The following is a 23,070-nucleotide window of genomic DNA, read 5'->3' on the forward strand; positions in this document are numbered from 1 at the left end:
TCGTCTGTCGTCAGGGCGACGAAGGGAGCCGTACAGGCCGTGAGTGACTTCGATGCGATCGACTTCTTCCGGGACGAGGAACCCGTAGCGGACCCGTACCCGTACTTCGAGGCCCTGCGCGGCCGGTGTCCCGTACAGCGCGAGAGTCATCACGACGTGGTGATGGTGACGGGGTACGACGAGGCGGTGCAGGTCTTCAGTGATTCCGAGACGTTCTCGTCGTGCGTGTCGGTGACCGGGCCCTTTCCGGGATTCCCGGTCCCGCTGGAGGGCGACGACGTCAGTGAGCTGATCGAGCGCCACCGGGACGAACTTCCCATGAGCGACCAGCTGCCGACGCTCGACCCACCCGTGCACACGGCCCACCGCGGGCTGCTGATGCGGCTCATCACACCCAGGCGCCTCAAGGAGAACGAGGCGTCCATGTGGCACCTCGCCGACGCCCAGTTGGACGAGTATCTGGCCGCGGGCGAGGGCGACTTCATCGGCGGCTTCGCCGGGCCCTTCACCCTGCGGGTCATCACCGACCTGCTCGGCATCCCCGAGGCCGACCGGGAGGAGTTCGCCGAGAAGCTCCAGCGTCAGTCGCACTCAGGGCCGGGCGTCGGCAGCACCGAGGGCGAGATGGCGCACACGCCGCTGGAGTATCTGTACGAACGGTTCGCGGCCTATGTCGAGGACCGCCGCCGCGAACCCCGCGACGACGTGATCACCGGCCTCGCCGTCGCCGCCTTCCCCGACGGGTCGACCCCCGAGGTCGCCGATGTCGCCCGTGTCGCCACCAACCTCTTCGCGGCCGGCCAGGAGACCACCGTCCGGCTGCTGAGCAACGCATTCAAGATCATCGCAGAACAGCCGGAGATCCAGGCGCTGTTGCGTGCCGAGCGGGACCGCGTCCCGAACTTCATCGAGGAGGTGCTGCGGATGGAGAGCCCCATCAAGGGCGACTTCCGGCTCTCCCGCGTGCCCACCACGGTGGGAGGGGTCGACGTCCCCGCCGGCACCACGCTCATGGTCCTGAACGGCGCCGCCAACCGCGACCCACGCCACTTCGAGAACGCGCAGACCTTCGACGCCACGCGCGCCAACGCCCGCCACCACCTCGCGTTCGGCCGCGGCGTCCACACCTGCCCCGGCGCGCCCCTCGCCCGCGCCGAGGGTCGCGTGGCCATCGAGCGCATCCTCGACCGTACGACCGACATCAGGATCTCCGAGCGGGTGCACGGCCCCGCCGACGCCCGCGAGTACCGGTACCTGCCGACGTACATCCTGCGCGGACTGACCCACCTCGGCCTGGAGTTCACGCTCGCAGAGGAGCCCGCCCGATGAAGGCCGCCGTGGACGAGGACCGCTGCCGGGGACACGGTGTCTGCTGGACCCTGTGCCCGGAGGTCTTCGACCTCACCGACGACGGGTACGCCGAGGTCCTCACCCCCGAGATCCCCGCCGAACACGAGAACGCGGTGCGCACCGCGGTAAGCAGTTGCCCCGAGCGGGCCATCATGCTCAGCTGAGGCCTCAACTGCACAATGAACCGAGAGGAGTTGGCGATGCCCAAGGGGTATGTGATCGTCACGGAAGCCATCAAGGACCCGGTGGGCATGGAGGCCTACGCCCGTGCCGCCGGGGCGACGCTGGCCGCGAGCGGCGCGAAGGTCCTGGCCGTCCACGACGGGCCGGAGCAGTTGGAGGGCGAGTGGCACGGCGACCGGACCGTCGTCCTCGAATTCGAGTCGGTGGAAGCGGCCCGCGCATGGTACGAGTCCGCCGAGTACGAGAAGGCGAAGCCCCTGCGGCATGCGGCGGCCGACTCCAACATGGTGATCGTCGCCGGCTTCGAGCCGCCCGCAGGGAACGGCTGACACCGGCCCGGCCCTCTGGGGTCGTGCCGTCGCGACACGCCAACTCCCGCCTCTTCGGAGGGCGTTGGCGTGTCGTGCGTGTCGTGCCGGAAATGGCCGGCACCCGGCAGTGGCCGGAAGGGCCGCTTGTGTGGTGTGGTGACCGTACTGTCACATCGGTGTGTCAGTGGCGGAAAGGGTGACGCGTGGAGACGACGGCCCGACGCGAGGAGATCCTGGGCGCGGCCCTGGAGGTGTTCGCCGAGCGCGGCTACAGACGCGCCTCGATCGACGCGGTCGCCGAGCGCGCGGGGCTGACCCGGCAGGGCGTTCTGCACTACTTCCCCAGCAAGAAGCGCCTGCTGCACGCGCTCGTCCGGCGCCGGGAGGATCTCGCCCGTGAACACCTGGCCGCCGGCCACCTCGACAAGGACCTGCCGAACCTGGTCGCCGAGGTCGTCGCGTACGACCACCAGAACGCCGGACTGGTCCAGATCCACAGCGTGCTGGTGGCGGAGGGGATCATCGGGGACGACGTCGCCCACGCGTTCTGCCACGACCACTACCGCTCGATCCAGGACAACGCCGCCGCACATCTCGGCAAGCTGTACGGCGACCGCCTGCCCAGCGGCCTCACCCCGCGCGCCGCGGCGAGCGCCCTGGTCGCGATGCTCGACGGGATGCAGCTCCAGTGGCTGCTGGACGACGAGCAGTCCGACTACCCCGAGATCATGCGGGACGTGATGACCCTTCTGATCGGGTCCACGCCCGGATGAACCCGGCCATGGCCGTCACCGTCTCGGGCCGCAGCCGCTCCGCGTCCTCCCGTACCCGCAGATCCACGGTGACCCCGGAACGGGCCGCGCGGGCGGCGAACCCCAGCGAGTCGTCCAGCAACGGATCGGTGCCCGCGACCAGCAGCTGAACCGGCGGCAGCCCGTGCAGGTTCGCGTGCAGCGGGCTGAGCAACGGGTTGGTCGGATCGGTGCCGGCCGCGTAGAGGGCGGCGCGCAGACGGAGTTCGTCGAGGTCGAAGGAAGGCTCCGCCGCCGCGTTGAACAGCAGACTCGGCGCGTCCAGGGTCAGATCGAGCAACGCCGACCCGAGCACCGCGCACTGCGGCGCCGCCGCGCCCATGTCCCGCAGCCGCACCAGCAGGGACGCCGCGAGCCCGGCGCCCAGCCGCTCCCCGGCCAGCGCGACCGGACCCCGGGCCCGGCAGGAGTCGTACACCGCGTGTACGTCGTCCAGGGCGCCCGGGAACGAGGTGCGGTAGCGCGGGCAGACGACCACCGCTCCCGTGCGCAGCGCGAGCCGCTCGGCCAGGTCGAGCGCCGACTCCGGAGTGCCCGCCAGATGCCGGTCGCCGTGCAGATAGAGGATCACGAGATCGGTGGGGTCCGGCGGGCGCACGATCGGCCCGACCGGGCTCGACTCGACCCGGACGGGGCCGAGTTCGCCCGAATAGGCCGCCGCGTCACCCGTCTCGGTGCGTACGCCGGTCAAGTCGGACTGAGTGGGGGTGGGTTCGGCTGACGGGTGTGGGCGGTCGGTTTCGGTCCGTGCCGGCAGGCTGGGGTCGTCGTGTCCGGTGGGTCGGCTTGTGGTTTTGACTCGGGCTCGTGTGGAGCCGGCTGCGCCCGTGTCGATCGCCGACGTGCTCGTCTCGGTGCGTACGCCGGTCAAGTTGGGCTGTGTGGGGGTGGGTTCGGCTGACGGGTGTGGGCGGTCGGTTTCGGTCCGTGCCGGGTCGCCGGGATCGCCGTGTCCGCTGGGACGGCTTGTGGTTTTGACTCGGGCTCGTATGGAGCCGGCTGCGCCCGTGTCGATCGCCGACGTGCTGGACTCGGTGCGTGCGCCCGGCAAGTCGGGCTGCGTGCCGACGGGTTCGGCCGATCGGTGTGGGCGGTCGGAGTCGGCCTGTGCCAGGACGGCCGGGCCCCCGTATTCTCCCGCCGCGTCAACTCGTGTGTCATCCACGGGACATCACCCTTTCCGCTGCCTGCCAGTGCTCGTCGGACACCCACAGCCGGGCGAAGGCGTGGGCCGCCTCGTCCGCCGTCAGGTCTCCCGAGACCACCCGCTTGATCTCCTGTGCCGGGCGGGTGGCGAGTGTGCGGGCCAGCGTGCGCCAGCCCTCCTCGAAGGCGGACCGGGGGAGTACCCGGTCCACCAGGCCCAGGCGTTCGGCCTCCGGGGCGGTGAGGATCTGCGCGGTGCCGGCGAGCAGAAGCGCCCGGCCCCTGCCGACCAGCGCGGTGAGCCGTTCGGCGCCGCCCCACGCGGGCATGATCGCCAGGGCCGTCTGGTTGAAACCGATCTTTATGTCGTCGGCCGCGATACGGATGTCGGCGGCCACCGCGACCTCGGCGCCACCGCCGAAGGCATGGCCGTTGAGGGCGGCGATCACCGGCCCCGGAAACCCCGCCAGCCGGTCGCAGACACCCCGCATCCGCAGGGCCATCGCCAGCGCCTCGTCCTCGGTGCGGATCGCGGCGAGTTCCTTCAGGTCGCCGCCCGACACGAAGGCCTTGTCGCCGGCGCCTCTGATGACCAGCGCGCGGGCGCCCGCCGCCGCGTCGAGGGCCTTGTCGAGTTCGTCCATGGTGGACGGCGCGATGGCGTTGCGGGCGTGCGGGCGGTTGATCGTGATGACCGCCAGGCCCTCGTTCAGTTCGAGTTCGAGATCAACCATGTGTGCCTCTTCGGTCGGTGGGGCGGGGGCTTCGGTGCTCGGACTCAGCTCTCGTACTCGACGGTGACGTGCGGGGTCACCGGTTCGCCCTGGCAGGTCAGGACCCAGCCCTCGGCGACCTCGTCGTCGTCGAGGGCGTGGTTGACGCGCATCTTGGCCTCGCCCTCGGTGAGGCGGGCGATACAGGTACCGCAGTTGCCCATCTCGCAGGAGAAGGGCGGCATGAAGCCGGCCCGGCGGGCGCTCTCCAGCAGCGACTCGCGGGGATGTTGGTCGACCGTGCGCCGCTTGCCGGCGAGCGCGACGGTGACGGTGCCGCCATCGCTCTCCGGTACGGCTTCGGCGGTGTCGTCGGCGTTTGCCTCGTCCGCTGTGTCCGGTGCGATGAAGCGCTCGGCGACGATTTGTGCGGTCCGGGCGCCGTGCGCGAGAAGCGTGTTCTCGGCCAGCTCCATGAAGGGTGCCGGGCCGCAGAGGTAGAAGTCCGCCCCCAGGTCACCCCCGACGAACTCCCGTATCTCGGCGCCGGTGACGAACCCCCGCGCATCGTCGAGATGGTGGCGGATCTCGAAGCGACCCGGGTGAGCTTCTGCCAGCTCGGCCAGCGTGTCGCCGAAGATGACCGAGTCCGCGTCCCGGTCGGCGGCCAGGACCCGCACCCGTCGCCCGGTCGTGGCCAGCGCGGTCTTCACCAGGGAGAGGATCGGCGTGACCCCGCTGCCCCCGCAGAGGGCGACCAGTGGCGCCGTGCCCTCGCGCAGACAGAACACACCCGCCGGAGACGTCGTCTCGATGACGTCCCCAGGCGCGAGGTGGTCGTGCATCCAGTTCGACACCAGGCCCCCCGGAACCCGCTTCACCGTGGTCATCAACTCGCTGTCGGTGTCCGGAGAACTCGACATCGAGTAGCTGCGCAGGGCGCCGCACGCCCGCACCGTCAGGAACTGCCCCGCGCGGTAGGGGAAGGGCGCGTCGAGTACGTACGTGCGTGTGTCGGCTGTCTCCTGAACGATCCGCTTGATCCGGACAGGGTGGAAACCGTGGTCTCGTACCATGTATGGAATTTACCTTCTCCCTCTGCGAGAGTGCAATTCTCGTTACAAGGGAGGGAGTTCCCGTGAAGCGAACGATCGACACGCGCACGGTCCCCGCCGAGTTGGCCAAGCGCTATGAGGCGGAGGGCTGGTGGACCCGGGACACGCTCGGGGGCCTGCTGGCGTACGGGCTGGGCGCCGCCCCCGGTACGGAGTTCCGCGTGCACTCGGCCGTGCGGCCGTGGGAGGGCACCTTCGCCGACGTCGAGCGGGTCGCGCGCCGGCTGGCGGCCGGGCTCAGGGCGCGCGGGGTCGGCCCCGGTGACGTGGTCGCGTTCCAGCTGCCCAACTGGATGGAGGCGGCGGCGGTGTTCTGGGCGTCGGCGTTCCTCGGTGCGGTCGTCGTGCCGGTCGTCCACTTCTACGGGCGCAAGGAGGTCGGCTACATCCTCGACGCCGTCCGGCCGCGCGTCTTCGTCACCGCCGCCCGCTTCGGCCACCTCGAATTCCAGCCCGACCTGAGCGCGGACGTGCCCGTGGTCGGCGTCGTGGGGCGGGACTTCGACGATCTGCTCGCCGACGAACCCTTCCCCGGGGTCCTCGCGGCCGACCCGACAGGCCCTGCCCTGATCGCGTTCACCTCAGGAACGACCCGCGATCCCAAGGGAGTTGTGCACAGCCACCAGACCCTCGGCTTCGAGACCCGCCAACTGGCCGGGCTCTACCCGCCCGACCGGGGCCGCCAGCTCACCTCGGCGCCCGTCGGCCACTTCATCGGCATGGTCAACGCCTTCCTCATCCCCGTCCTGGACGGCACCCCGGTGAACCTCGCCGACACCTGGGACCCCGGCGAGGCCCTCCGCCTGATGCGGAGCGACGGACTGACGGTCGGTGGCGGCGCCGCGTACTACATGACGAGCCTCCTCGACCACCCCGACTTCACGCCCGGCCACCTCGCCGGCATGAAGTACGCGGGCCTCGGAGGCTCGGCGGTCCCGGCCGCCGTCACCCACAGGCTGGCGGGGCTCGGCATCACCGTCTTCCGGTCGTACGGGAGCACGGAGCACCCCTCGATCACCGGCTCCCGGCACACCGCGCCCGAGGTCAAGCGGCTCTACACCGACGGTGATTCCCTGCCCGGCGTGGAGGTCAGGCTCGCCGACGACGGCGAGATCCTCAGCCGGGGACCCGACCTGTGCCTCGGCTACACCGACCCCGCGCTGACCGGGCAGGCCTTCGATGCCGACGGCTGGTACCGCACCGGCGACATCGGGGTGATCGACGGCGACGGGTATCTCACGATCACCGACCGCAAGGCCGACATCATCATCCGGGGCGGCGAGAACATCGGCGCGCTGGAGGTCGAGGAGGTGCTCCTCGCCCTGCCGGCCGTCGCGGAGGCCGCGGTGGTGGCCGCGCCCGACGAGCGGCTCGGTGAACACGCGGCGGCCGTCCTCCGCCTGAAACCCGGTCACCCCGCACCCACGCTCGACGAGATGCGCGCCCACCTCTCCCGGGAGGGCCTCGCCCGCCAGAAGTGGCCGGAGGAACTGCACGTCGTCGACGAGTTCCCGCGCACCGCGAGCGGCAAGGTTCAGAAGTTCGTTCTCCGCAGGGACATTGCGGGACGCAAGAAGTGAGAATAAGATTCTCGCAATCTGCGAAGGAGGATCTCAATGCCGTCGCGCGAGCTGCCGTATCCGCTTTTCGACGCGGACAACCACCTGTACGAGACCGAAGAGGCGCTGACCAGGCACCTCCCCAAGCAATACGAAGGCGCGATCCAGTACGTGCAGGTGAAAGGCCGTACGAAGATCGCGATCCGGGGGCAGATCAGCGAGTACATCCCCAACCCCACCTTCGAGGTGGTCGCCCGCCCCGGGGCGATGGAGGACTACTTCAAGTTCGGCAACCCGGACGGCAAGAGCCGCCGCGAGATCTTCGGCGAGCCGATGCGCTCCATCCCCGCCTTCCGTGAACCGGGGCCCCGGCTGGAGCTGCTGGACGAGCTCGGAGTGCAGAAGACGCTGATGTTCCCGACGCTCGCCAGCCTCATCGAGGAGCGGATGCGGGACGATCCCGAACTGATCCACGCGGTGATCCACTCGCTCAACGAGTGGTTGCACGAGACGTGGGGCTTCACCTACAAGGACCGCATCCTCACCACGCCGGTCATCACCCTGCCCATCGTCGACAAGGCGATCGCGGAGCTGAACTGGGCGGTCGAGCGCGGGGCCAGGGCGATCCTCGTACGCCCCGCCCCGGTGCCCGGCTACGGCGGCTCGCGCTCCTTCGCGTCACCCGAGTTCGACCCGTTCTGGAAGCGCGTCGTCGAGACCGGCGTCCTGGTCGCGATGCACTCCTCGGACAGCGGCTACGCCCGGTACACCAGCGACTGGGAGGGCGGGACCAACGAGATGCTCCCGTTCAAGCCCAACGCCTTCCGTACGGTGTCCGAGTGGCGGCCGATCCAGGATGCGGTGGCCGCGTGGGTGTGCCACGGCGCCCTGTTCCGCGTCCCAGGGCTGAAGATCGCGCTCATCGAGAACGGCTCCTCCTGGGTGGCGCCGCTGCTCGACCAACTCCGGGACGTCTACAAGAAGATGCCGAACGAGTTCCTGGGCGACCCGGTGCAGGCCGTCAAGGACAGCATCCACGTCAGCCCGTTCTACGAGGACGACCTCAGCGACCTCATCGACCTGATGGGCGTGGACCGGGTCCTGTTCGGCTCGGACTACCCGCACCCCGAGGGCCTGGCCCAGCCGCAGAGTTACGTCGACGCCATCCAGCACCTGAGCGTCACCGACCAGGCCAAGATCATGGGCGGCAACCTCTCCCGGCTGATCCCGGGATGAAGTGGGAGACCATCCCGCGGATGGTGCTGAGCGCGGCCGACCGCTTCGGTGACGCCGAAGCGGTCGTCGACGGCGAACTCAGGCTCACCTTCACCGAGTTGGTCGACCGGGTGCGCACAGCCGCGGGCGCCTTCGCCGCGGCCGGGATCGAGAAGGGCGACCGGGTCGCGATCTGGGCGCCCAACTCCGCCGAGTGGATCGTCGCCGCCTTCGGGCTGCTCACCGCCGGCGGGGTGCTCGTCCCGGTCAACACCCGGTTCAAGGCGGACGAGGCCCACGACATCGTCCGACGCAGCGGGGCCAAGCTCGTCCTCGTGGAGGCGGGTTTTCTCGGGCTCGACTTCGAGGGCCCGCCGGGCGTGCCCGTGATCGACCTTAAGTCGGGCTTCCTGGCGAGCGGTTCGCCGTTCGAGCGGGCGGTCAGCGGCGACGACGTCAGCGACATCGCGTTCACCTCGGGCACCACTGGGCGGCCCAAGGGCGTCCTGATGACCCATGCGCAGACGCTCCGCCTGTACGGGGAGTGGTGCGACCTGGCGACCTTGCGGGAGGGCGACCGCTATCTGATCGTCAACCCGTTCTTCCACATCTTCGGCTACAAGGCGGGCCTTATCGCCTCCCTGATCCGGGGCGCGACCATCCTGCCCGTGCCCGTCTTCGACGTGGACCGCGTACTGGAGCTGGTGGAGCGGGAGAGGGTGACGGTCCTCCCAGGGCCGCCCACGCTCTACCACTCGCTCCTAGCGGCGGGGGACCGGCACGACCTGTCCTCCCTGCGGGTGGCGGTGACCGGCTCCGCCGACATCCCCGTCGAGCTGATCCGCCGGATCGTCAGCGACCTGCCCTTCCAGCACATCATGACCGGGTACGGCCTGACCGAGGCGGGCACGGCCACGGCCTCCCGCCCCGGCGACTCCTTCGAGTCCATCGCGACCACGGTCGGCACCCCCTGCGACGGCGTCGAGGTGAGCATCGCGGACGACGGCGAGGTCCTCATCCGCGGCTACAGCGTCATGCGCGGCTATCTCGACGATCCCGCCGCCACCGCCGAGGCGATCGACGCGGACGGCTGGCTGCACACCGGAGATCTCGGCACTTTCGACGACCGGGGGCACCTGAGGATCGTCGGCCGCAAGAAGGACATGTTCATCGTGGGCGGCTTCAACGCCTACCCGGCGGAGATCGAGGGCTTCCTCCTCGAACACCCCGCCGTCGCGCAGGCCGCCGTGATCGGCGTACCGGACGAACGGCTCGGGCAGGTCGGCAAGGCGTTCGTCGTCCGGGGCGCACCCGTCTCGGCGGACGAGCTGATCGCCTGGAGCCGTGAACGGATGGCCGGGTTCAAGGCGCCCCGGTTCGTGGAGTTCCTCGAAGAACTGCCATTGAACGCCACCGGCAAGGTGATGAAGGACCAGCTGAGATGACACGACCGGACGAGACCGCTTCAGGCATCCCCCTCCAGGCGGTCTACGGACCCGCCGACCGGGGCGCCGACCCGCCCGAGCCGGGCAACTACCCTTTCACCCGCGGCAATTACGCGACCGGCTACCGGGGACGGCTGTGGACGCTGCGCCAGTACTCCGGCTTCGGCACGCCCGAGGAGTCCAACCGCCGCTACCGCTATCTCCTCGAACAGGGCGGTACGGGCCTGTCGGTGGCGTTGGATCTGCCCACCCAGTGCGGCTACGACTCCGACGACCCGGAGGTGACCGAGGAGGTCGGCCGCGTCGGCGTCGCCCTCGACACCCTCGCCGACGCCGAGATCCTCTTCGAGGACATCCCCCTCGACAAGATCAGCACCAGCTTCACCATCAACGGCACCGCGGCGATCCTGCTCGCCTTCTACGTCGCCGCCGCCGAACGCAAGGGCGTGCCGCGCGCGAAACTCACCGGCACGATCCAGAACGACATCCTCAAGGAGTACGCGTCCAGGGGGACGTGGATCTGGCCTGCCCAGCCGTCCCTCCGTCTCATCGCCGACACCATCGAGTTCTGCGCCGCCGAAGTACCCCGGTTCAACGCGATCTCGGTGGCCGGCTCGCACTTCCGCGACGCGGGCGCCAACGCCGTACAGGAGATGGCGTTCACGCTCGCCGACGGGGTGACGTACGTCGACACGGTGCTGGAACGCGGCCGGATGACGGTCGATCAGTTCGCCCCGCAGATCTCCTTCTTCTTCTACACGCACGGCGACTTTTTCGAGGAGATCGCCAAGTACCGCGCAGGACGCAGGCGTTGGGCGACGATTGTCCGGGAGCGCTACGGGGCTACGACGGACAAGGCATCCATGTTCCGCTTCGGCTGCGTGGCCGGCGGGGCCTCCCTCTACGCGCCCCAGGCGCAGAACAACACCGTCCGGGTGGCGTACGAGGCGCTGGCCTCCGTGCTCGGAGGCGTCCAGTCGATGTTCACGGCCGCCTGGGACGAGCCGTTCGCCCTGCCCAGCGAGGAGTCGGCGACGCTGGCCCTGCGCACGCAGCAGATCCTGGCCCACGAGACCGGCGTGACCCGGGTCGCGGATCCGCTCGGCGGCTCGTACTTCGTCGAGGCGCTCACCGATGCGACCGAGGCACGGATCGTCGAGATCATGGACGACCTGGAGCGGTACGGGGGCATGGTCCGCGCCATCGAGGACGGCTACCTGCAAGGACTCATCGCCGACGAGGCCTACCAGCTGCACCTGGACGTCGAGGCGGGCACGCGCCCGGTCGTCGGCGTCAACCGGTTCGTCTCCGACGAGCCGCCGCCGGACCTGGTGACGTACGAACTGGACGCGGAAGGCCGCGACCGGCAGCTGAAGCGGCTCGCCGATGTGAAGGCGACTCGGAATGCCGCCGTCGTGCGGGAGCAGCTGACTCGGCTGGCGCGCGCGGCGGAGGGGACGGAGAACCTGATGCCCGTACTGATCGACTGCGCTAACGCCTACTGCACGGTGGGGGAGATGGTCGCCGCGCTCAAGGCGGTCTGGGGCGAGTTCCAGCAGCCGGTGGTGTTCTGATGGGCGCCGCCACCCGGATCCTGGTCGCCAAGCCCGGCCTGGACGGTCACGACCGCGGGGCCAAGATCGTCGCGCGGACGCTGCGCGACGCCGGTTTCGAGGTCGTGTTCACCGGCATCCGCCAGCGCGTCGACACCATCGTGGCGACCGCCGTTCAGGAGGACGTGGCCGTGGTCGGGCTCAGCATCCTCTCCGGCGCGCATCTCGCCCTGACCACCCGGGTGGTGGAGGCGCTGCGGGCCGCCGGGGCGGACGACATCGCCGTCGTCGTGGGCGGCACCATTCCGCCGGCCGACATACCCCGGATGCGGGCGGCGGGCGCGGCGGCGGTCTTCCCGACCGGTACGCCGCTCGATGTGCTCGTGGCGGAGATGCGGGCGCTCACGGAGGGCGCGGCCACCGGCTCGTAGGACCCACCTGAAGCTCTGACTCCTGTCGGATACATCGGATACGTCGGATACCTGGAGGCACTGTGCGGGTCGGTGTGATGATCGGGCCGGAGCGTGGGGACTCCGCGCGCAAGGTCGCGCGGATGATCGACGACGTGACGTGGGCCGAGCAGGCGGGCCTCGACACCGCGTGGGTGCCCCAAATACCCACGGACTTCGACGCGTTGACGGCCGTGGCGCTGATGGGCGCGCGGACGGAGCGGATCGAGATCGGGACGGCGGTCGTACCGCTCCAGGCCCAGCATCCGATCGCCCTCGCCCGTCAGGCGCTGTCCGCGCAGGCGGCGACCGGGGGAGGACGGCTGGCGCTGGGCGTCGGGCCCTCGCACCACTGGATCGTCCGGGACATGCTCGGGCTGCCGTACGAGAAGCCGGCCGCGTTCACCCGCGACTACCTGGACGTCCTGGACGCGGCCCTGCGCGGCCCCGGTCCGGTCGACGTCGAGAACGGCACCTTCACCGTGCACAACCCGCTCGACCTCGGCCCGGTCGGCCCGCTGCCCGTCCTGATCGCCGCCCTCGGCCCGGTCATGCTGGCCCTCGCGGGCGAACGCGCCGACGGCACCATCCTCTGGATGGCCGACGAACGCGCGGTCTCCGACCACGTCGTACCGCGCATCACCAAGGCCGCCGAGGCCGCGGGCCGGCCGGCGCCCAGGGTCGTCGCGGGCATCCCCGTCTGTCTGTGCCGGCCGACCGAGGTCGACGCGGCCCGGGAGCGCGCGAACCGCATCCTCGGTGAGGCCGAGATCTCGCCCAACTACCAGCGCCTGCTGGAGAACGGCGACGCCAAGGACATCGGCGACCTGTGCGCGGCCGGAGACGAGGCGGCCATCCTGGCCCGGTTCCGCCGCTTCGCCGACGCCGGCGTCACCGACCTCTCCGTACGGCTGCTGCCGATCGGGGAGGGCCGGGACGAACTGGTCGCCTCCAAACGGCGTACGCGGGACATGCTCGCGGCACTGGCGGTGGAAGTCCGATGACTCCCGAGCCGACGGCCGGACCCCTCGCGGGCATCCGCGTCCTGGAGGTCGGCCACATGCTGGCGGGCCCCTACGCCACGATGATGCTCGCCGACCTGGGCGCAGAGGTCACGAAGATCGAGCCGCCCGGCGGGGACATCTCGCGGCAGGTGAGCGACGCCTACTTCGCCAGCCTCAATCGGGGCAAGCGCAGCGTCTGCCTGGACCTGACGACCTCGGCCGGACAGGACCGACTCGGTGAACTGGCCGCCGACGCCCACGCGTTGCTCGTCAACCTCAAGCCGACGGCGATCCATCGGCTGGGGCTGACCTATGAGGCCCTGCGGAAGTGGAACGAGCGGATCGTGTGTGTCGCGCTCACCGGGTTCGGCCTGGCGTCCGGCGACGAACCCGCCTTCGACTACGTCGTCCAGGCCGCCACCGGAGTGGCCGCGCTCACCGGCGATCCCGGCGGCACCCCGACGCTGCCCGGGTACTCCGCCGCCGACAACTCGACCGGGCTCACGGCCGCGTTGGGTCTGCTCGCACAGATCGTCTCCGGGCGCGGCGGCCAAGTCGAGGTGTCCCTACGGGATGTGATGCTCTCTCAGCTCAACTACCGCGCCTCGGCCTACCTCAACGAGGGCACCGAGCCACGGCGCCTGCCGCTCGGCGCGCACTCCTACTACGTACCGGCGCAGCTCTTCCCCACCGCCCAGGGCCACTTGGCGCTGTTCATCACCCACGACGGCTTCTGGAAGTCCTTCGCGGCGGAGGCGGGCGTCGAGGGGTTCCCGACCATGGCCGAGCGGTCGGCCCGGCGCGAGGAGGTGCTGGACGCGGTGACGCGGGCCCTGGCCGGCGACACCGCCGCCGGCTGGGAGTCCCGGCTGCGGCCCTTGGGCGTACCGGCCGCCGCCGTACGGACGCTGCCGGAAGCGCTGGCCGCCACACCGGAGGCCGTGGTGACGGCGGGCGACTACCGGCTGGTCCGCAGCCCCGTACGAGTCGCCGGCCACGAGCCCGACTACCGGCCGCCGCCCCGACTGGGCGAGCACGGCGACGCAGACGCCGGTGCGGTGATCGCGTCATGAGGGGAGAGGACCAGTTCCATCTCGGCATCGTCGCCGAGGACTTCGAGGGGACGCTGGCCAGCCTGTCGGCGGCGTTCGGGTACGAGTGGTGCGCGGAGATCTCCGGACCGCTGAACGTGACGCTGCCGACCGGCGACGCCGTCGTACGGCTGAGCTGCGTGTACTCGCGGACCTCACCCCGGCTGGAGATCCTCCGGAACATCCCCGGCACCCTCTGGGAAGCGGCGCCCGGCGGGGGTGTCCACCACGTCGGCTACTGGTCCGACGACGTCGCCGCGGACTGCGCCGGACTGACCGGCCTCGGCTACACGGTCGAGGCGTCCCGCATCGGCTCCGCCGGGTCCGATTTCGCCTTCCTGCGCGGCCCGGGCGGTGTACTGGTCGAGCTGGTGGACCGGGCGGCGCAGCCGATGCTGGAGAAGTTCTGGGCCGAGGGAGCCGACGAAGGGGGAACGGCGTGAACACGGTAGGTATCGCCACCGGTGCCGGACGCGGGATGGGACTCGCGTGTGCGCAGCGGCTGGTCGGCATGGTGGACACGCTGCTGCTCGTCGACCGGGACGAGGCGACCGTGACGGCGGCCGCGAAGGAACTGTCGGCCGAAGGGGGCGCGGCCGTCGAGCCGTTCGTCCTCGACATCACCGACCGGGACGGCCTGGCCCGGCTCGCCGCCCGCACCGCGGAACTCGGCACCCTGCGCGCCGTCGCCCACGCCGCCGGCATCTCGCCCACGATGGCCGACTGGCGGCGGATCTTCACGGTCGACCTGGTGGGCACCGCGCTGCTCGCCGAGGCGCTGCGCCCGCTGGCCAGGGACGGCACGGCGATGGTGTGCTTCGCCTCGATGGCTCCGTTGCTCGGCGGCCTCGAAGCGGATCCGGCCGTCGCCGCCGTCCTGGACGACCCGCTCGACGACGGGTTCCTCGACAAGCTGCACGACGCCCTGGGACCGGCCGTCGAGAACAGCGGCACCGCCTACGGCTGGGCCAAGTACGGGGTGCACCGCTTCGTACGACGGGAGGCGCTCCGGCTCGGCCCGCTGGGCGCCCGGATCTGCTCGGTCTCACCCGGCGTCATCGACACTCCGCAGGGCCGCCAGGAAGCCGCGAGCCAGCCGGTCATGGACGCCCTCGTCCGGGAGTCGGCCACCGGCCGCGCGGGACGCGCCGAGGAGGTCGCCGCCGGGGTCGCCTTCCTGTTGTCGCCCGAGGCGAGCTTCGTCACCGGCATCGACCTGCTGATCGACGGCGGCGCCTGTGCGGCGGCACGGGGAGGGGCGCGGGGGTAGAGCGGTTCAGTCCTCGGCGAGTCCCGGCCTGGCCTGCGGCGCGGGCCGACAGGCGTGCCCCGCGCGACTCCCCGGCCGCCTAAGACCTGTCCGGCCGATCAGGTCGCAGGAAAGCGGCGGCACCTGATCAACACCGGTGAGCGGGTGGATGGGGGTCCCCCGCGCGAGCGCAGCCGAGCGTGGGGGATTCGGCAACCGACGACAACGCGGCAGATGGGCGCCCGCCGCGGAGCGGCTGATGTCACGGCCACCCCGCGTCTGCGGCATGATCGGCCGGACAGGTCCCAGGGGAGCCGATTCGCCCGAACGGCTCCCGAAATGACCGGCACCTCCGACCGGCACGAGGTGGGCGCGTGCTTCGCCAGGGCCGGCGGCGACAGCCGCTGACGGGGAGCCGGTATCGCGAGTCGATGCCGGCCACCGGACGGCGACCGGTGGCCGGCATCAGCCATCCGTCCCCGTCCCCGTCCCCGCTGCTCAGCCGGCCGGCCTCCCGACCGACTCCGAGCGCTGTACGGTTCCCGTGACGCCGCTCGCGTCCTGCCCGGCCAGCAGTGCCGCGGCCCGGGCCATCGCCTCCGGCGGCTCCACCATCTCGGGCGGGATCTCCCGGCCGCCGCCCCCCGCCTGCCACCCCTCTGTCAGGACGATCCGGGACGGGGCAAGGCAGTTGACGGCGATGTTGTCGGCCCGCAGGTCGGTGGCGAGCCCGAGGTAGAGGCGCTCCACGGCTGCCTTGGACACCCAGTACGCGTTGGCGCCCCGGTCGGTCATCCCGACCCCGCTGGTCGTCACGGCCACCAGTGAACCGCCGCCGCGCTGTCGGACGTACGGAATCACCGCCTTGGTGACGAGGAAGACGCCCGTCAGATTGACGTCCAGACAGAGCTGCCAGCGCTTGAGGGGCGTGGACTCGACCGGGCCGAGCCACAGCACCCCGGCGTTGGCGATCAGGATGTCGATACCGCCGAACTCGGCGACGGCCGCCGTCACGGCCGCCTCGACCGACTGCTCGCTGCTGACGTCGCAGGGCACCGCGAGCGCACGGCCACCCGCCTCCGTGATCCGGTCGGCGACCGAGTGGATCGTCCCCGGCAACCTCCCCTCCTCCTCGGACCGCGCGGCCACCGCCACCGACGCCCCGGCCGACGCCAGCGCCACCGCGACCGCTCGCCCGATGCCTCGGCTGGCCCCGGCGACGAACGCGACCTTCCCTTTCAACGACCCGCTCAACGACCCACCGGCGTCGCTCACTTCGTCACTCACTTCGGCGGGAACCTGAGTGCACCGTCGAGGCGGATGACCTCGCCGTTGAGATAGCCGTTCTCGCAGATGTGCTCGACGAGCGCCGCGTACTCGGGGGAGCGGCCCATCCGCCGGGGGTGCGGAACCTGGGGCCCCCAGTAGGCCTCCAGCTGATCGCCCGACTTGCCGTAGGCCGGGGTCAGGAAGGTACCCGGGGCGATGGTGACGACCCGGATGCCGAGCGGGGACAGGTCGCGGGCGGCCACCAGCGTCATGCTGACGACGCCGCCCTTGGCCGCCGCGTACGGGAGTTGGCCGATCTGGCCCTCGTACGCGGCGATCGAAGCGGTGTTGACGATGACCCCTCGGCCGCCGTCCTCGGTCGGTTCCTGCTTGGCGATGGCAGCGGCGGCGAGGCGCAGCACGTTGAAGACGCCGGTCAGATAGACGTCGATGGTCGTCCTGAAGCCCTCCAGGCTGATGGGCGTACCGTCCTTGCCGATCAGCCGGCCCCCGCTCGCCGGGCCGCCGTGGCAGTCCACCGAGATCCGCAGCGGCCCGGCCGACTCCGCCTCGGCCAGCGCCGCCAGGACGTCGTCCTCGCTGGTGGCGTCCGTCCGTACGTAGCGCACGCCGAGCTCCTGCTCCAGCGCCTTGCCCTTCTCGTCGGCGAGGTCGGCGACGACCACCTTCGCGCCCGCCGCGTGCAGCCGACGGACGGTGGCCTCGCCCAGGCCTCCCGCGCCACCGACGACAACTGCTGAGCTGCCACTGATCTGCATCAAGGTTTTCCTCTCTTGCAAGCAGAGCTCTAGTCAGATGAGAATAGCATTCTCATGAAGATAACCATGATTCTGGAGATGGCGGCCTCGGCCGGAGACAAGGCGGTGGCGACGGCGGACGGCCGTTCCCTGACCGCCTCGGAGTTGCTCGACCGCGCCCGGGCCGCCGCGCACCGCTTCCGGCACCGTTCGGCCGTCCTCTACCTGGGCGCCAACCATCTCGCCTATCCCGTAGCCCTGTTCGGCGCCGCCTTGGCGGGCGTGCCCTTCATCCCCCTCAACTACCGCCTCGGCGCAGACCAGTTGGCCCGGCTGCTCGACCGTCACCCTGGCGCCCTGGTCCTGCGCCCCGCCGACCTCGACGCACTCCTCGAAGGGGGCGGGGCGCAAGACCACGAACCGGCCCCGCAGGACCAGGACGCCGTCGCCGTCGTGCTCTACACCAGCGGGACGACGGCCGAGCCCAAGGCGGCTCTCCTGCGCCACCGCCACCTGCTCGCCTACGTGTTCAACACCCAGGAGTTCGGCTCGGCCGAGCCCGACGCCGCGACCCTGGTGGCGGTGCCGCCGTACCACGTGGCCGGTCTGATGAACCTGCTGACGAACCTCTACTCCGGGCGCCGGATCGTGTACCAGCCCGCCTTCGACGCCGCCGACTGGCTGGCGACCGTCCGGCGCGAACGCGTCACCCACGCACTGGTCGTCCCGACGATGCTGGCCCGGATCGTCGCCGAGGTCCCCGACGGCGCCACCGCCCAGGTACCGGCGCTGCGCAGCCTCGCGTACGGCGGCGCCCGCACCCCGCGACCCGTCGTCGAACGGGCGCTGCGCGCCTTCCCGGACACCGGTTTCGTGAACGCGTACGGCCTGACCGAGACGACCTCCTCGATCGCCGTGCTCGGCCCCGACGACCACCGGCAGGCGTTGGTGTCCGACGACCCGGCCGTGCGTGACCGGCTCGGCTCGGTGGGGCGCGTGCTGCCCGGCGTCGAGATCCAGATCCGCGGCGAGGACAGTGAGGCGGCGGGCGAGCTGGTCCAAGTCGGCCGCACCGGGCTGGTGTTCGTGCGCGGGGAGCAGATCTCCGGCGAGTACGGCGGACGCGGCAACGCGCTGGATGCCGACGGGTGGTTCGCCACCCGGGACCGGGGCCGGCTGGACGCCGAGGGCTATCTGTTCATCGAAGGACGCGCCGACGACACCATCATCCGCGGCGGTGAGAACATCGCCCCGGCCGAGATCGAGGACGTCCTCCTCGCCCACCCCGGCATCGTCGAGGCGGCGGTGATCGGGGTCCCCGACCCCGAGTGGGGGCAGCGGATCGTCGCCGTGCTCGTTGGGGAGGGCGACCCGGCCGAGATCCGCGCCTGGGTCAAGGACCGCCTCCGCTCCTCCAAGACGCCCGACTCCGTCGTCTTCCGCGCCGAACTGCCGAAGTCCGACACCGGAAAGCTGCTGCGCCGCATCCTGCTCGCCGACCTGGAGACCACCCATGCCTGAAGCAGTCATCGTGTCAGCCCTGCGCACTCCCGTCGGCACCGCCTTCAAGGGCACCCTGCGTGACACCACGGCTTTCGACCTGGCCCACCACATCGTCGCCGCGGCAGCCGCCACGGAGGGTCTGGACCCGTCCCGCATCGACGACATCGTCCTCGGCGAGGGCCTGTACGGCGGCGGTGTCATCGCCCGGCACGCGGCGGTGACCACGGGCCTCACCTGGGTTCCGGGACTCGCCCACAACCGGCACTGCGCCGCCGGGCAGGCCGCCGTCCAGAGCGCGGCGGCGAGCATCCGCGCCGGCATGGACGAGCTCGTCATCGCGGGTGGCGTCAACTCGGCGTCCACGTCGCCGCGTTCGGTGACCAAGGTGGACGGCGAGTGGGAACCCTGGATGTCGCCGACCCACCCCGCCCGGCCCGACGCCCCCAACACCGACATGTCGATCACCGTCGGCTGGAACACGGCAGTCCGGGCCGACATCAGCCGCGCCGAGATGGACGACTGGGCGCTGCGCTCGCACCGCAACGCCGTGCGCGCCATCGACGAGGGCCGCTTCGACGCCGAACTCGTCCCGATCGACACCCCGCACGGCCTGTTCTCCGTCGACGAGCACCCGCGCCGCAACACGAGCGCGGAGAGGCTGGCCGCGCTCAAGCCGCTCCATCCGGAGATCGAGGGGTTCAGCATCACGGCGGGCAACGCGGGCGGCGCGAACGACGGCGCGGCGGCCCTCGTCATCGCCAGCGACCGCCTCGGACTCCCGGCTCTGGGTACGGTCAGGTCGTGGGCGTCCGTGGGTGTCGACCCCGCCGACATGGGCCTCGCACCGGTGACCGCGATCCCCAAGGCCCTGGAGCGCGCCGGGCTTTCGCTCTCCGACGTCGACCTCTACGAGATCAACGAGGCCTTCGCCGTCGTCCCCGTGGCCGCGATCAAACAACTCGGCCTCGACCCGGACCGCGTCAACGTGAACGGCAGCGGCTGCTCGCTGGGCCACCCGGTCGCCGCCACGGGCGCGCGGATGCTGGTCACCCTCGTCCACGAACTGCGCCGACGCGGCGGCGGAATCGGCGTCGCCGCCATGTGCGCGGGCGGAGGGATGGGCTCGGCGACGGTGATCGAGGTGCTCGCACCGTGAATTGACAGACGGTCAGCTTGCTGGGTTCTTGAAACGGAGCAGGGCTTCCTGGGTGTACGAGGCGACCAGGGAGCCCTCTTCGGTGAGTACGTCACCGAGGCCGTAGCAACGGCCGTGCGCCAGAAGGGGGCTGTGCTGGCGCAGGAGCAGCCAGGAGTCGGTCCGGAAAGGGCGGTGGAAGCGCACGGTGTGTGCCGTCACGGCTGAGGTGAACAGCGTGTTCGCATCGTGCTGGCCGACTCCTTCGACCTGGCGCAGCGCGGTGCCGATGAGGCTCAGATCGGTGGCGTACGCCGTGAGGGCCGGGGCCAGTTCGGGCGCGACGGCCGGGGTGCGCATCCAGAGGTCGTACTCGGGTGCCTCCGACTTCGGGGTGTCCAGGTCGGTGGTCGCGCGGGTGTCCCAGGGCAGCAGATCCAGGTCCACGGCGTGCTCCTCGCCCGGCACAGGGGGCACTTGGAACGGCGTCTGGTGGTCGGGGCCGCCCTCGGGGACGTGCATCGACACCGACGCGGTGGCCATGACCCCAGGCGACTGGCGGGCGACGACCGTCAACGTCGCGAAGGTGGAGCCCTGGTGATGACGGGTCACCTCGTAGCGGACAGGCTCGTCGGGGCGCCCCGCGCGGGCGAAGAGGGCGTGTACGGACTTCACCGTCTTGTCCGGGCAGGCGAGCGAGGCGGCCCGGACGAACTGGCCCAGCAGCTGCCCGCCGAACAGCCGGTGATAGCCGAGGCGTTGGTTGGCTCCCTCGAACTCCAAGTCCCCCTTGACGGGACGGAGTTCCAGGCATGCGAGCAGGTCACTCCAGAGATCCGTCACAAGGGCTCCCAAGGTGAGAAGAGAAGCTGTCAGAGCTGAATCAGCCGAGGAGCCGACCGTCTCTCCCGTACGAGCGCCCCCGCCTCCCGCGTCAACTCCCGCGCGCTGCCCAGCAGTCCGTCAAGCACGAGCGCCCGTCGGACATGCCGGTGCAGATCGTGCTCGGCGGTGAAGCCGATCCCGCCCAGCACCTGCTGACAGTGCCGGGCCGCCGTCAGCGCCGCTCGCCCGGCGGCGGCCTTGGCCAGCAGGGAGCCCAGCTCGTCCTCGGCAGCCATAAGAGTCGCCTCGGCGCCGTCGAGCGCGACGAGTGTCTCCGCGAGCCGGTGCCGTACGGCCTGGAAGGAGGCGAGGGGCCGGCCGAACTGGGTGCGGTCCAGCACATGCGACCGGGCGAGCGCGAGCATGGCCCGCCCGGTGCTCAGCAGCCACCACCCGAGCGCCCGTCGGCCCGCGCCGAGCGGGACGGGCTCCCCAACAGGGCTGGCCAGCAACGGAAGTTCGCCGTCCAGACAGCTGCCCGGCGTCCGGCTTCCGCCGCGCTCCCACACCACCCACGAACCGCCCGTGTACGGCAGCGGCAGGGCGCCCCCGAGTGGCCGGCCGGCCCCGTGCAGCACCACGTCGTTGAGGAGCGGCGCGTGGGCGCCGGTCTCGCCGAGCAGCCCGAAGACGAGCGGGACCGCGACCTCGGGCACCTCCGTCAACAGGTCGGCCCAGCCGAGGTCGGCCAGCGCGGCGTCGAGGGCCGGACCTGTCGCCGTCGCCATCGTCTTGCGGAGTGTCTCGGCGAGCAGGTCCTGTTCGGCGGCGTCCATGGCTACTCCCTCCCGAGATTCAGCAACCGGCGCGCGATGATGTTCCGCTGGATCTCGGCGGTGCCGCCGTAGATGGTTGCCGCACGCGAGTACAGGTACTCCGACCGCCAGGGCGTCTGGGCCAGCTCCAGTACTCCGGGGAGCAAGTCCCGTACGGTGTCGAAGAGTTGTTGCTCCGACGTGGCCAGCAGGACCTTGTCGACGGAGGTCTCCGGGCCCAGGTGCTCACCGTCGGCCAGGCGCCGCTGGGTCGCGTGGGAGCGGCAGCGGGCGGTGTGGAGGGCGAGATAGGCGGCGCCGAGAGCCTCGTCGTCCTGTGCGGAGTCAGGAGTCGGCGTCTGTTCCAACAACCGGTCGAGTCGTGTGTAGAGATGGGCGATCCGGTGCCAGAAGCACGTGGAGCGTTCATGCGGGAGCAGATCCATCGCCAGCTGCCAGCCGTCGCCCGGGCGGCCCAGCATCCGGTCGCCGGGGACGACGACGTCGTCGAAGAACACCTCCGCGAACTCGTCCACGCCGTGCATTGTGCGCAGCGGCCGGATGGTGATCCCCGGGGTGTCCATGTCGACGAAGAAGGCGGTGATGCCACCGTGGCCGGGGGCCGTGCGGGTGAGCAGGACGCAGCGGGCGGAGTACTGGGCGAGGCTCGTCCACACCTTCTGGCCGCTCACCACCCAGTCGTCGCCCCGGGGGACGGCCCTCGTGGTGAGCGAGGCCAGGTCACTGCCGGAGCCCGGTTCCGAGAAACCCTGACACCACTGCTCCCGGCCGCCGAGCAGCCGCGGGACCACCTCGGCGGCCAGCTCCGGACGCGCGTACAAGATCATCGTCGGGGCCAGGACCTCGACCATGGAGTAGATCCCGGGCTCGGCCAGGCCCCGGGTCGCGACCTCCTCGCCCAGTACCGCGCGCAGTACGGCGGGCCCGCCGAGCCCCCTCACCTCGGCGGGCCATCCGTACCGCATCCACCCCGCCTCGTACAGCGCGCGCCGGACCCGGGCGAGCTGTGCGACCTGCGCGTCGAGCGAGTCGTCGGGGCCGGGGGAGAGGTCGTTCACGTCGAGCCAGCGCCGCAGGTCGGTGCGGAACTCGGTGACGTTCATGTCCCCGGGCTCTGGTAGGCGTGCGGGCGGCCAGAGTCGTGCGCTCCGCTGCGGCGGATGAACGTCATGGCGCGGGTGCGCAGCCGCCAGCCGTCGGCGGTGCGCACGTAGGCGTCGTTGTAGTAGCCGATGCGCAGGTCGTGGGTGGCGTGGTCGACGAAGCACAGCGGCTGGGTGCCGGTCGCCAAGTCCTCGTCCGCCCCCGGCTCGACCACGGCGGTCCCGGTGAGGAAGAGCCCCTTGGGGGCCGCCGCGACCAGCGCCGGGAACTCGTCGAGGGCGTACGTGTCGCCGAAGGCGCTGTAGGTCCCGTCGGGGGTGAAGACCGCGAGCACGCCGTCCAGGTCGCCCTGGGTGATGTACACCGCGTACCGGGCCAGCAGTTGCTGGATCTCCATCAGGTCGTCAGTGGACATTGAGAATTCCATTCTCTCAAAGTGAGCGGA

Annotated in this window: 24 protein-coding genes; 15 read left to right on the forward strand and 9 right to left on the reverse strand. The window is 71.0% G+C overall.

Features of this window, described 5'->3' with window-relative positions; all coding sequences use genetic code 11:
- Positions 1–39: 39 nt before the first annotated feature.
- From ACH4TV_RS13760 to ACH4TV_RS13775, 4 genes are all read left to right on the forward strand, one after another.
- Positions 40–1,329, forward strand: coding sequence for a cytochrome P450 (locus ACH4TV_RS13760; protein ID WP_398397527.1), 1,290 nt, complete (start codon positions 40–42; stop codon positions 1,327–1,329).
- A complete protein-coding gene (locus tag ACH4TV_RS13765; protein WP_398397529.1) occupies positions 1,326–1,514 on the forward strand; it encodes a ferredoxin in 189 nt (62 codons plus the stop codon). Before ACH4TV_RS13760 ends, ACH4TV_RS13765 begins: the two co-directional genes overlap by 4 nt.
- A gap of 36 nt (positions 1,515–1,550) precedes the next feature.
- Positions 1,551–1,862 carry a DUF1330 domain-containing protein gene (locus tag ACH4TV_RS13770; RefSeq protein WP_398397530.1) on the forward strand — a complete coding sequence of 104 codons (312 nt, stop codon included), beginning with the start codon at positions 1,551–1,553 and terminating at the stop codon, positions 1,860–1,862.
- A gap of 185 nt (positions 1,863–2,047) precedes the next feature.
- Positions 2,048–2,617: a TetR/AcrR family transcriptional regulator gene (locus ACH4TV_RS13775; RefSeq protein WP_398397532.1), complete on the forward strand. Its 570-nt coding sequence runs from the start codon at positions 2,048–2,050 to the stop codon at positions 2,615–2,617.
- Here ACH4TV_RS13775 and ACH4TV_RS13780 read toward each other — a convergent pair.
- The 3 genes from ACH4TV_RS13780 to ACH4TV_RS13790 all read right to left on the reverse strand — a co-directional run bounded on the left by ACH4TV_RS13780 (position 2,571) and on the right by ACH4TV_RS13790 (position 5,591).
- Positions 2,571–3,347, reverse strand: a complete 777-nt coding sequence (locus ACH4TV_RS13780) for an alpha/beta hydrolase fold domain-containing protein (protein ID WP_398397534.1) — start codon at positions 3,345–3,347, stop codon at positions 2,571–2,573. The two genes, ACH4TV_RS13775 and ACH4TV_RS13780, sit on opposite strands and share 47 nt — an antisense overlap.
- 466 nt (positions 3,348–3,813) lie before the next feature.
- Positions 3,814–4,536 carry an enoyl-CoA hydratase/isomerase family protein gene (locus ACH4TV_RS13785; protein ID WP_398397536.1) on the reverse strand — a complete coding sequence of 241 codons (723 nt, stop codon included), beginning with the start codon at positions 4,534–4,536 and terminating at the stop codon, positions 3,814–3,816.
- Between the two features lie 44 nt (positions 4,537–4,580).
- A complete protein-coding gene (locus tag ACH4TV_RS13790) occupies positions 4,581–5,591 on the reverse strand; it encodes a 2Fe-2S iron-sulfur cluster-binding protein (protein ID WP_398397538.1) in 1,011 nt (336 codons plus the stop codon).
- A 62-nt stretch (positions 5,592–5,653) separates the two neighbouring features.
- Between ACH4TV_RS13790 and ACH4TV_RS13795 the strand changes: the two genes are divergently transcribed.
- The 9 genes from ACH4TV_RS13795 to ACH4TV_RS13835 all read left to right on the forward strand — a co-directional run bounded on the left by ACH4TV_RS13795 (position 5,654) and on the right by ACH4TV_RS13835 (position 15,216).
- Positions 5,654–7,210 (forward strand): AMP-binding protein, encoded by a 1,557-nt coding sequence (locus ACH4TV_RS13795; protein ID WP_398397540.1) that lies wholly within the window; start codon positions 5,654–5,656, stop codon positions 7,208–7,210.
- Between the two features lie 36 nt (positions 7,211–7,246).
- A complete protein-coding gene (locus ACH4TV_RS13800; RefSeq protein WP_398397541.1) occupies positions 7,247–8,425 on the forward strand; it encodes an amidohydrolase family protein in 1,179 nt (392 codons plus the stop codon).
- Complete coding sequence (locus ACH4TV_RS13805; RefSeq protein ID WP_398397543.1) at positions 8,422–9,849, forward strand: FadD3 family acyl-CoA ligase; 1,428 nt, start codon at positions 8,422–8,424, stop codon at positions 9,847–9,849. Before ACH4TV_RS13800 ends, ACH4TV_RS13805 begins: the two co-directional genes overlap by 4 nt.
- Positions 9,846–11,423 carry a methylmalonyl-CoA mutase family protein gene (locus ACH4TV_RS13810; RefSeq protein ID WP_398397545.1) on the forward strand — a complete coding sequence of 526 codons (1,578 nt, stop codon included), beginning with the start codon at positions 9,846–9,848 and terminating at the stop codon, positions 11,421–11,423. The genes ACH4TV_RS13805 and ACH4TV_RS13810 overlap by 4 nt, the downstream gene beginning before the upstream one ends.
- Positions 11,423–11,833: a cobalamin B12-binding domain-containing protein gene (locus ACH4TV_RS13815; protein ID WP_398397547.1), complete on the forward strand. Its 411-nt coding sequence runs from the start codon at positions 11,423–11,425 to the stop codon at positions 11,831–11,833. The genes ACH4TV_RS13810 and ACH4TV_RS13815 overlap by 1 nt, the downstream gene beginning before the upstream one ends.
- A 62-nt stretch (positions 11,834–11,895) precedes the next feature.
- A complete protein-coding gene (locus ACH4TV_RS13820; RefSeq protein WP_398397548.1) occupies positions 11,896–12,855 on the forward strand; it encodes a TIGR03564 family F420-dependent LLM class oxidoreductase in 960 nt (319 codons plus the stop codon).
- Complete coding sequence (locus tag ACH4TV_RS13825) at positions 12,852–13,928, forward strand: CaiB/BaiF CoA transferase family protein (protein ID WP_398397550.1); 1,077 nt, start codon at positions 12,852–12,854, stop codon at positions 13,926–13,928. The genes ACH4TV_RS13820 and ACH4TV_RS13825 overlap by 4 nt, the downstream gene beginning before the upstream one ends.
- Complete coding sequence (locus ACH4TV_RS13830; RefSeq protein ID WP_398397552.1) at positions 13,925–14,389, forward strand: VOC family protein; 465 nt, start codon at positions 13,925–13,927, stop codon at positions 14,387–14,389. Before ACH4TV_RS13825 ends, ACH4TV_RS13830 begins: the two co-directional genes overlap by 4 nt.
- Positions 14,386–15,216, forward strand: coding sequence for an SDR family oxidoreductase (locus tag ACH4TV_RS13835; RefSeq protein WP_398397554.1), 831 nt, complete (start codon positions 14,386–14,388; stop codon positions 15,214–15,216). Before ACH4TV_RS13830 ends, ACH4TV_RS13835 begins: the two co-directional genes overlap by 4 nt.
- Before the next feature lie 477 nt (positions 15,217–15,693).
- On the opposite strand, the gene ACH4TV_RS13840 is transcribed toward ACH4TV_RS13835, so the two are convergent.
- Both ACH4TV_RS13840 and ACH4TV_RS13845 read right to left on the reverse strand, forming a co-directional pair.
- A complete protein-coding gene (locus tag ACH4TV_RS13840; protein ID WP_398397556.1) occupies positions 15,694–16,482 on the reverse strand; it encodes an SDR family NAD(P)-dependent oxidoreductase in 789 nt (262 codons plus the stop codon).
- On the reverse strand, positions 16,479–17,243 hold the full coding sequence (locus ACH4TV_RS13845; protein WP_398397558.1) for an SDR family NAD(P)-dependent oxidoreductase: 765 nt from the start codon (positions 17,241–17,243) through the stop codon (positions 16,479–16,481). The genes ACH4TV_RS13840 and ACH4TV_RS13845 overlap by 4 nt, the downstream gene beginning before the upstream one ends.
- A 54-nt stretch (positions 17,244–17,297) precedes the next feature.
- Between ACH4TV_RS13845 and ACH4TV_RS13850 the strand changes: the two genes are divergently transcribed.
- Complete coding sequence (locus tag ACH4TV_RS13850) at positions 17,298–18,743, forward strand: class I adenylate-forming enzyme family protein (RefSeq protein WP_398397560.1); 1,446 nt, start codon at positions 17,298–17,300, stop codon at positions 18,741–18,743.
- Positions 18,736–19,881, forward strand: a complete 1,146-nt coding sequence (locus ACH4TV_RS13855; RefSeq protein WP_398397561.1) for a thiolase family protein — start codon at positions 18,736–18,738, stop codon at positions 19,879–19,881. Before ACH4TV_RS13850 ends, ACH4TV_RS13855 begins: the two co-directional genes overlap by 8 nt.
- Positions 19,882–19,893: 12 nt before the next feature.
- On the opposite strand, the gene ACH4TV_RS13860 is transcribed toward ACH4TV_RS13855, so the two are convergent.
- The 4 genes from ACH4TV_RS13860 to ACH4TV_RS13875 are packed head-to-tail and all read right to left on the reverse strand — an operon-like array spanning position 19,894 to position 23,040.
- On the reverse strand, positions 19,894–20,703 hold the full coding sequence (locus ACH4TV_RS13860; protein WP_398397563.1) for an acyl-CoA thioesterase: 810 nt from the start codon (positions 20,701–20,703) through the stop codon (positions 19,894–19,896).
- 29 nt (positions 20,704–20,732) lie between these two features.
- Positions 20,733–21,521 (reverse strand): acyl-CoA dehydrogenase family protein, encoded by a 789-nt coding sequence (locus ACH4TV_RS13865; RefSeq protein ID WP_398397565.1) that lies wholly within the window; start codon positions 21,519–21,521, stop codon positions 20,733–20,735.
- Positions 21,522–21,523: 2 nt separating this feature from the next.
- Positions 21,524–22,624 carry an acyl-CoA dehydrogenase family protein gene (locus ACH4TV_RS13870; protein WP_398397567.1) on the reverse strand — a complete coding sequence of 367 codons (1,101 nt, stop codon included), beginning with the start codon at positions 22,622–22,624 and terminating at the stop codon, positions 21,524–21,526.
- A complete protein-coding gene (locus tag ACH4TV_RS13875) occupies positions 22,621–23,040 on the reverse strand; it encodes a nuclear transport factor 2 family protein (RefSeq protein WP_398397569.1) in 420 nt (139 codons plus the stop codon). Before ACH4TV_RS13875 ends, ACH4TV_RS13870 begins: the two co-directional genes overlap by 4 nt.
- Between the last annotated feature and the right edge of the window lie 30 nt (positions 23,041–23,070).

The organism is Streptomyces sp. NPDC020898 (assembly GCF_044333925.1).
Classification (GTDB): Bacteria; Actinomycetota; Actinomycetes; order Streptomycetales; family Streptomycetaceae; genus Streptomyces.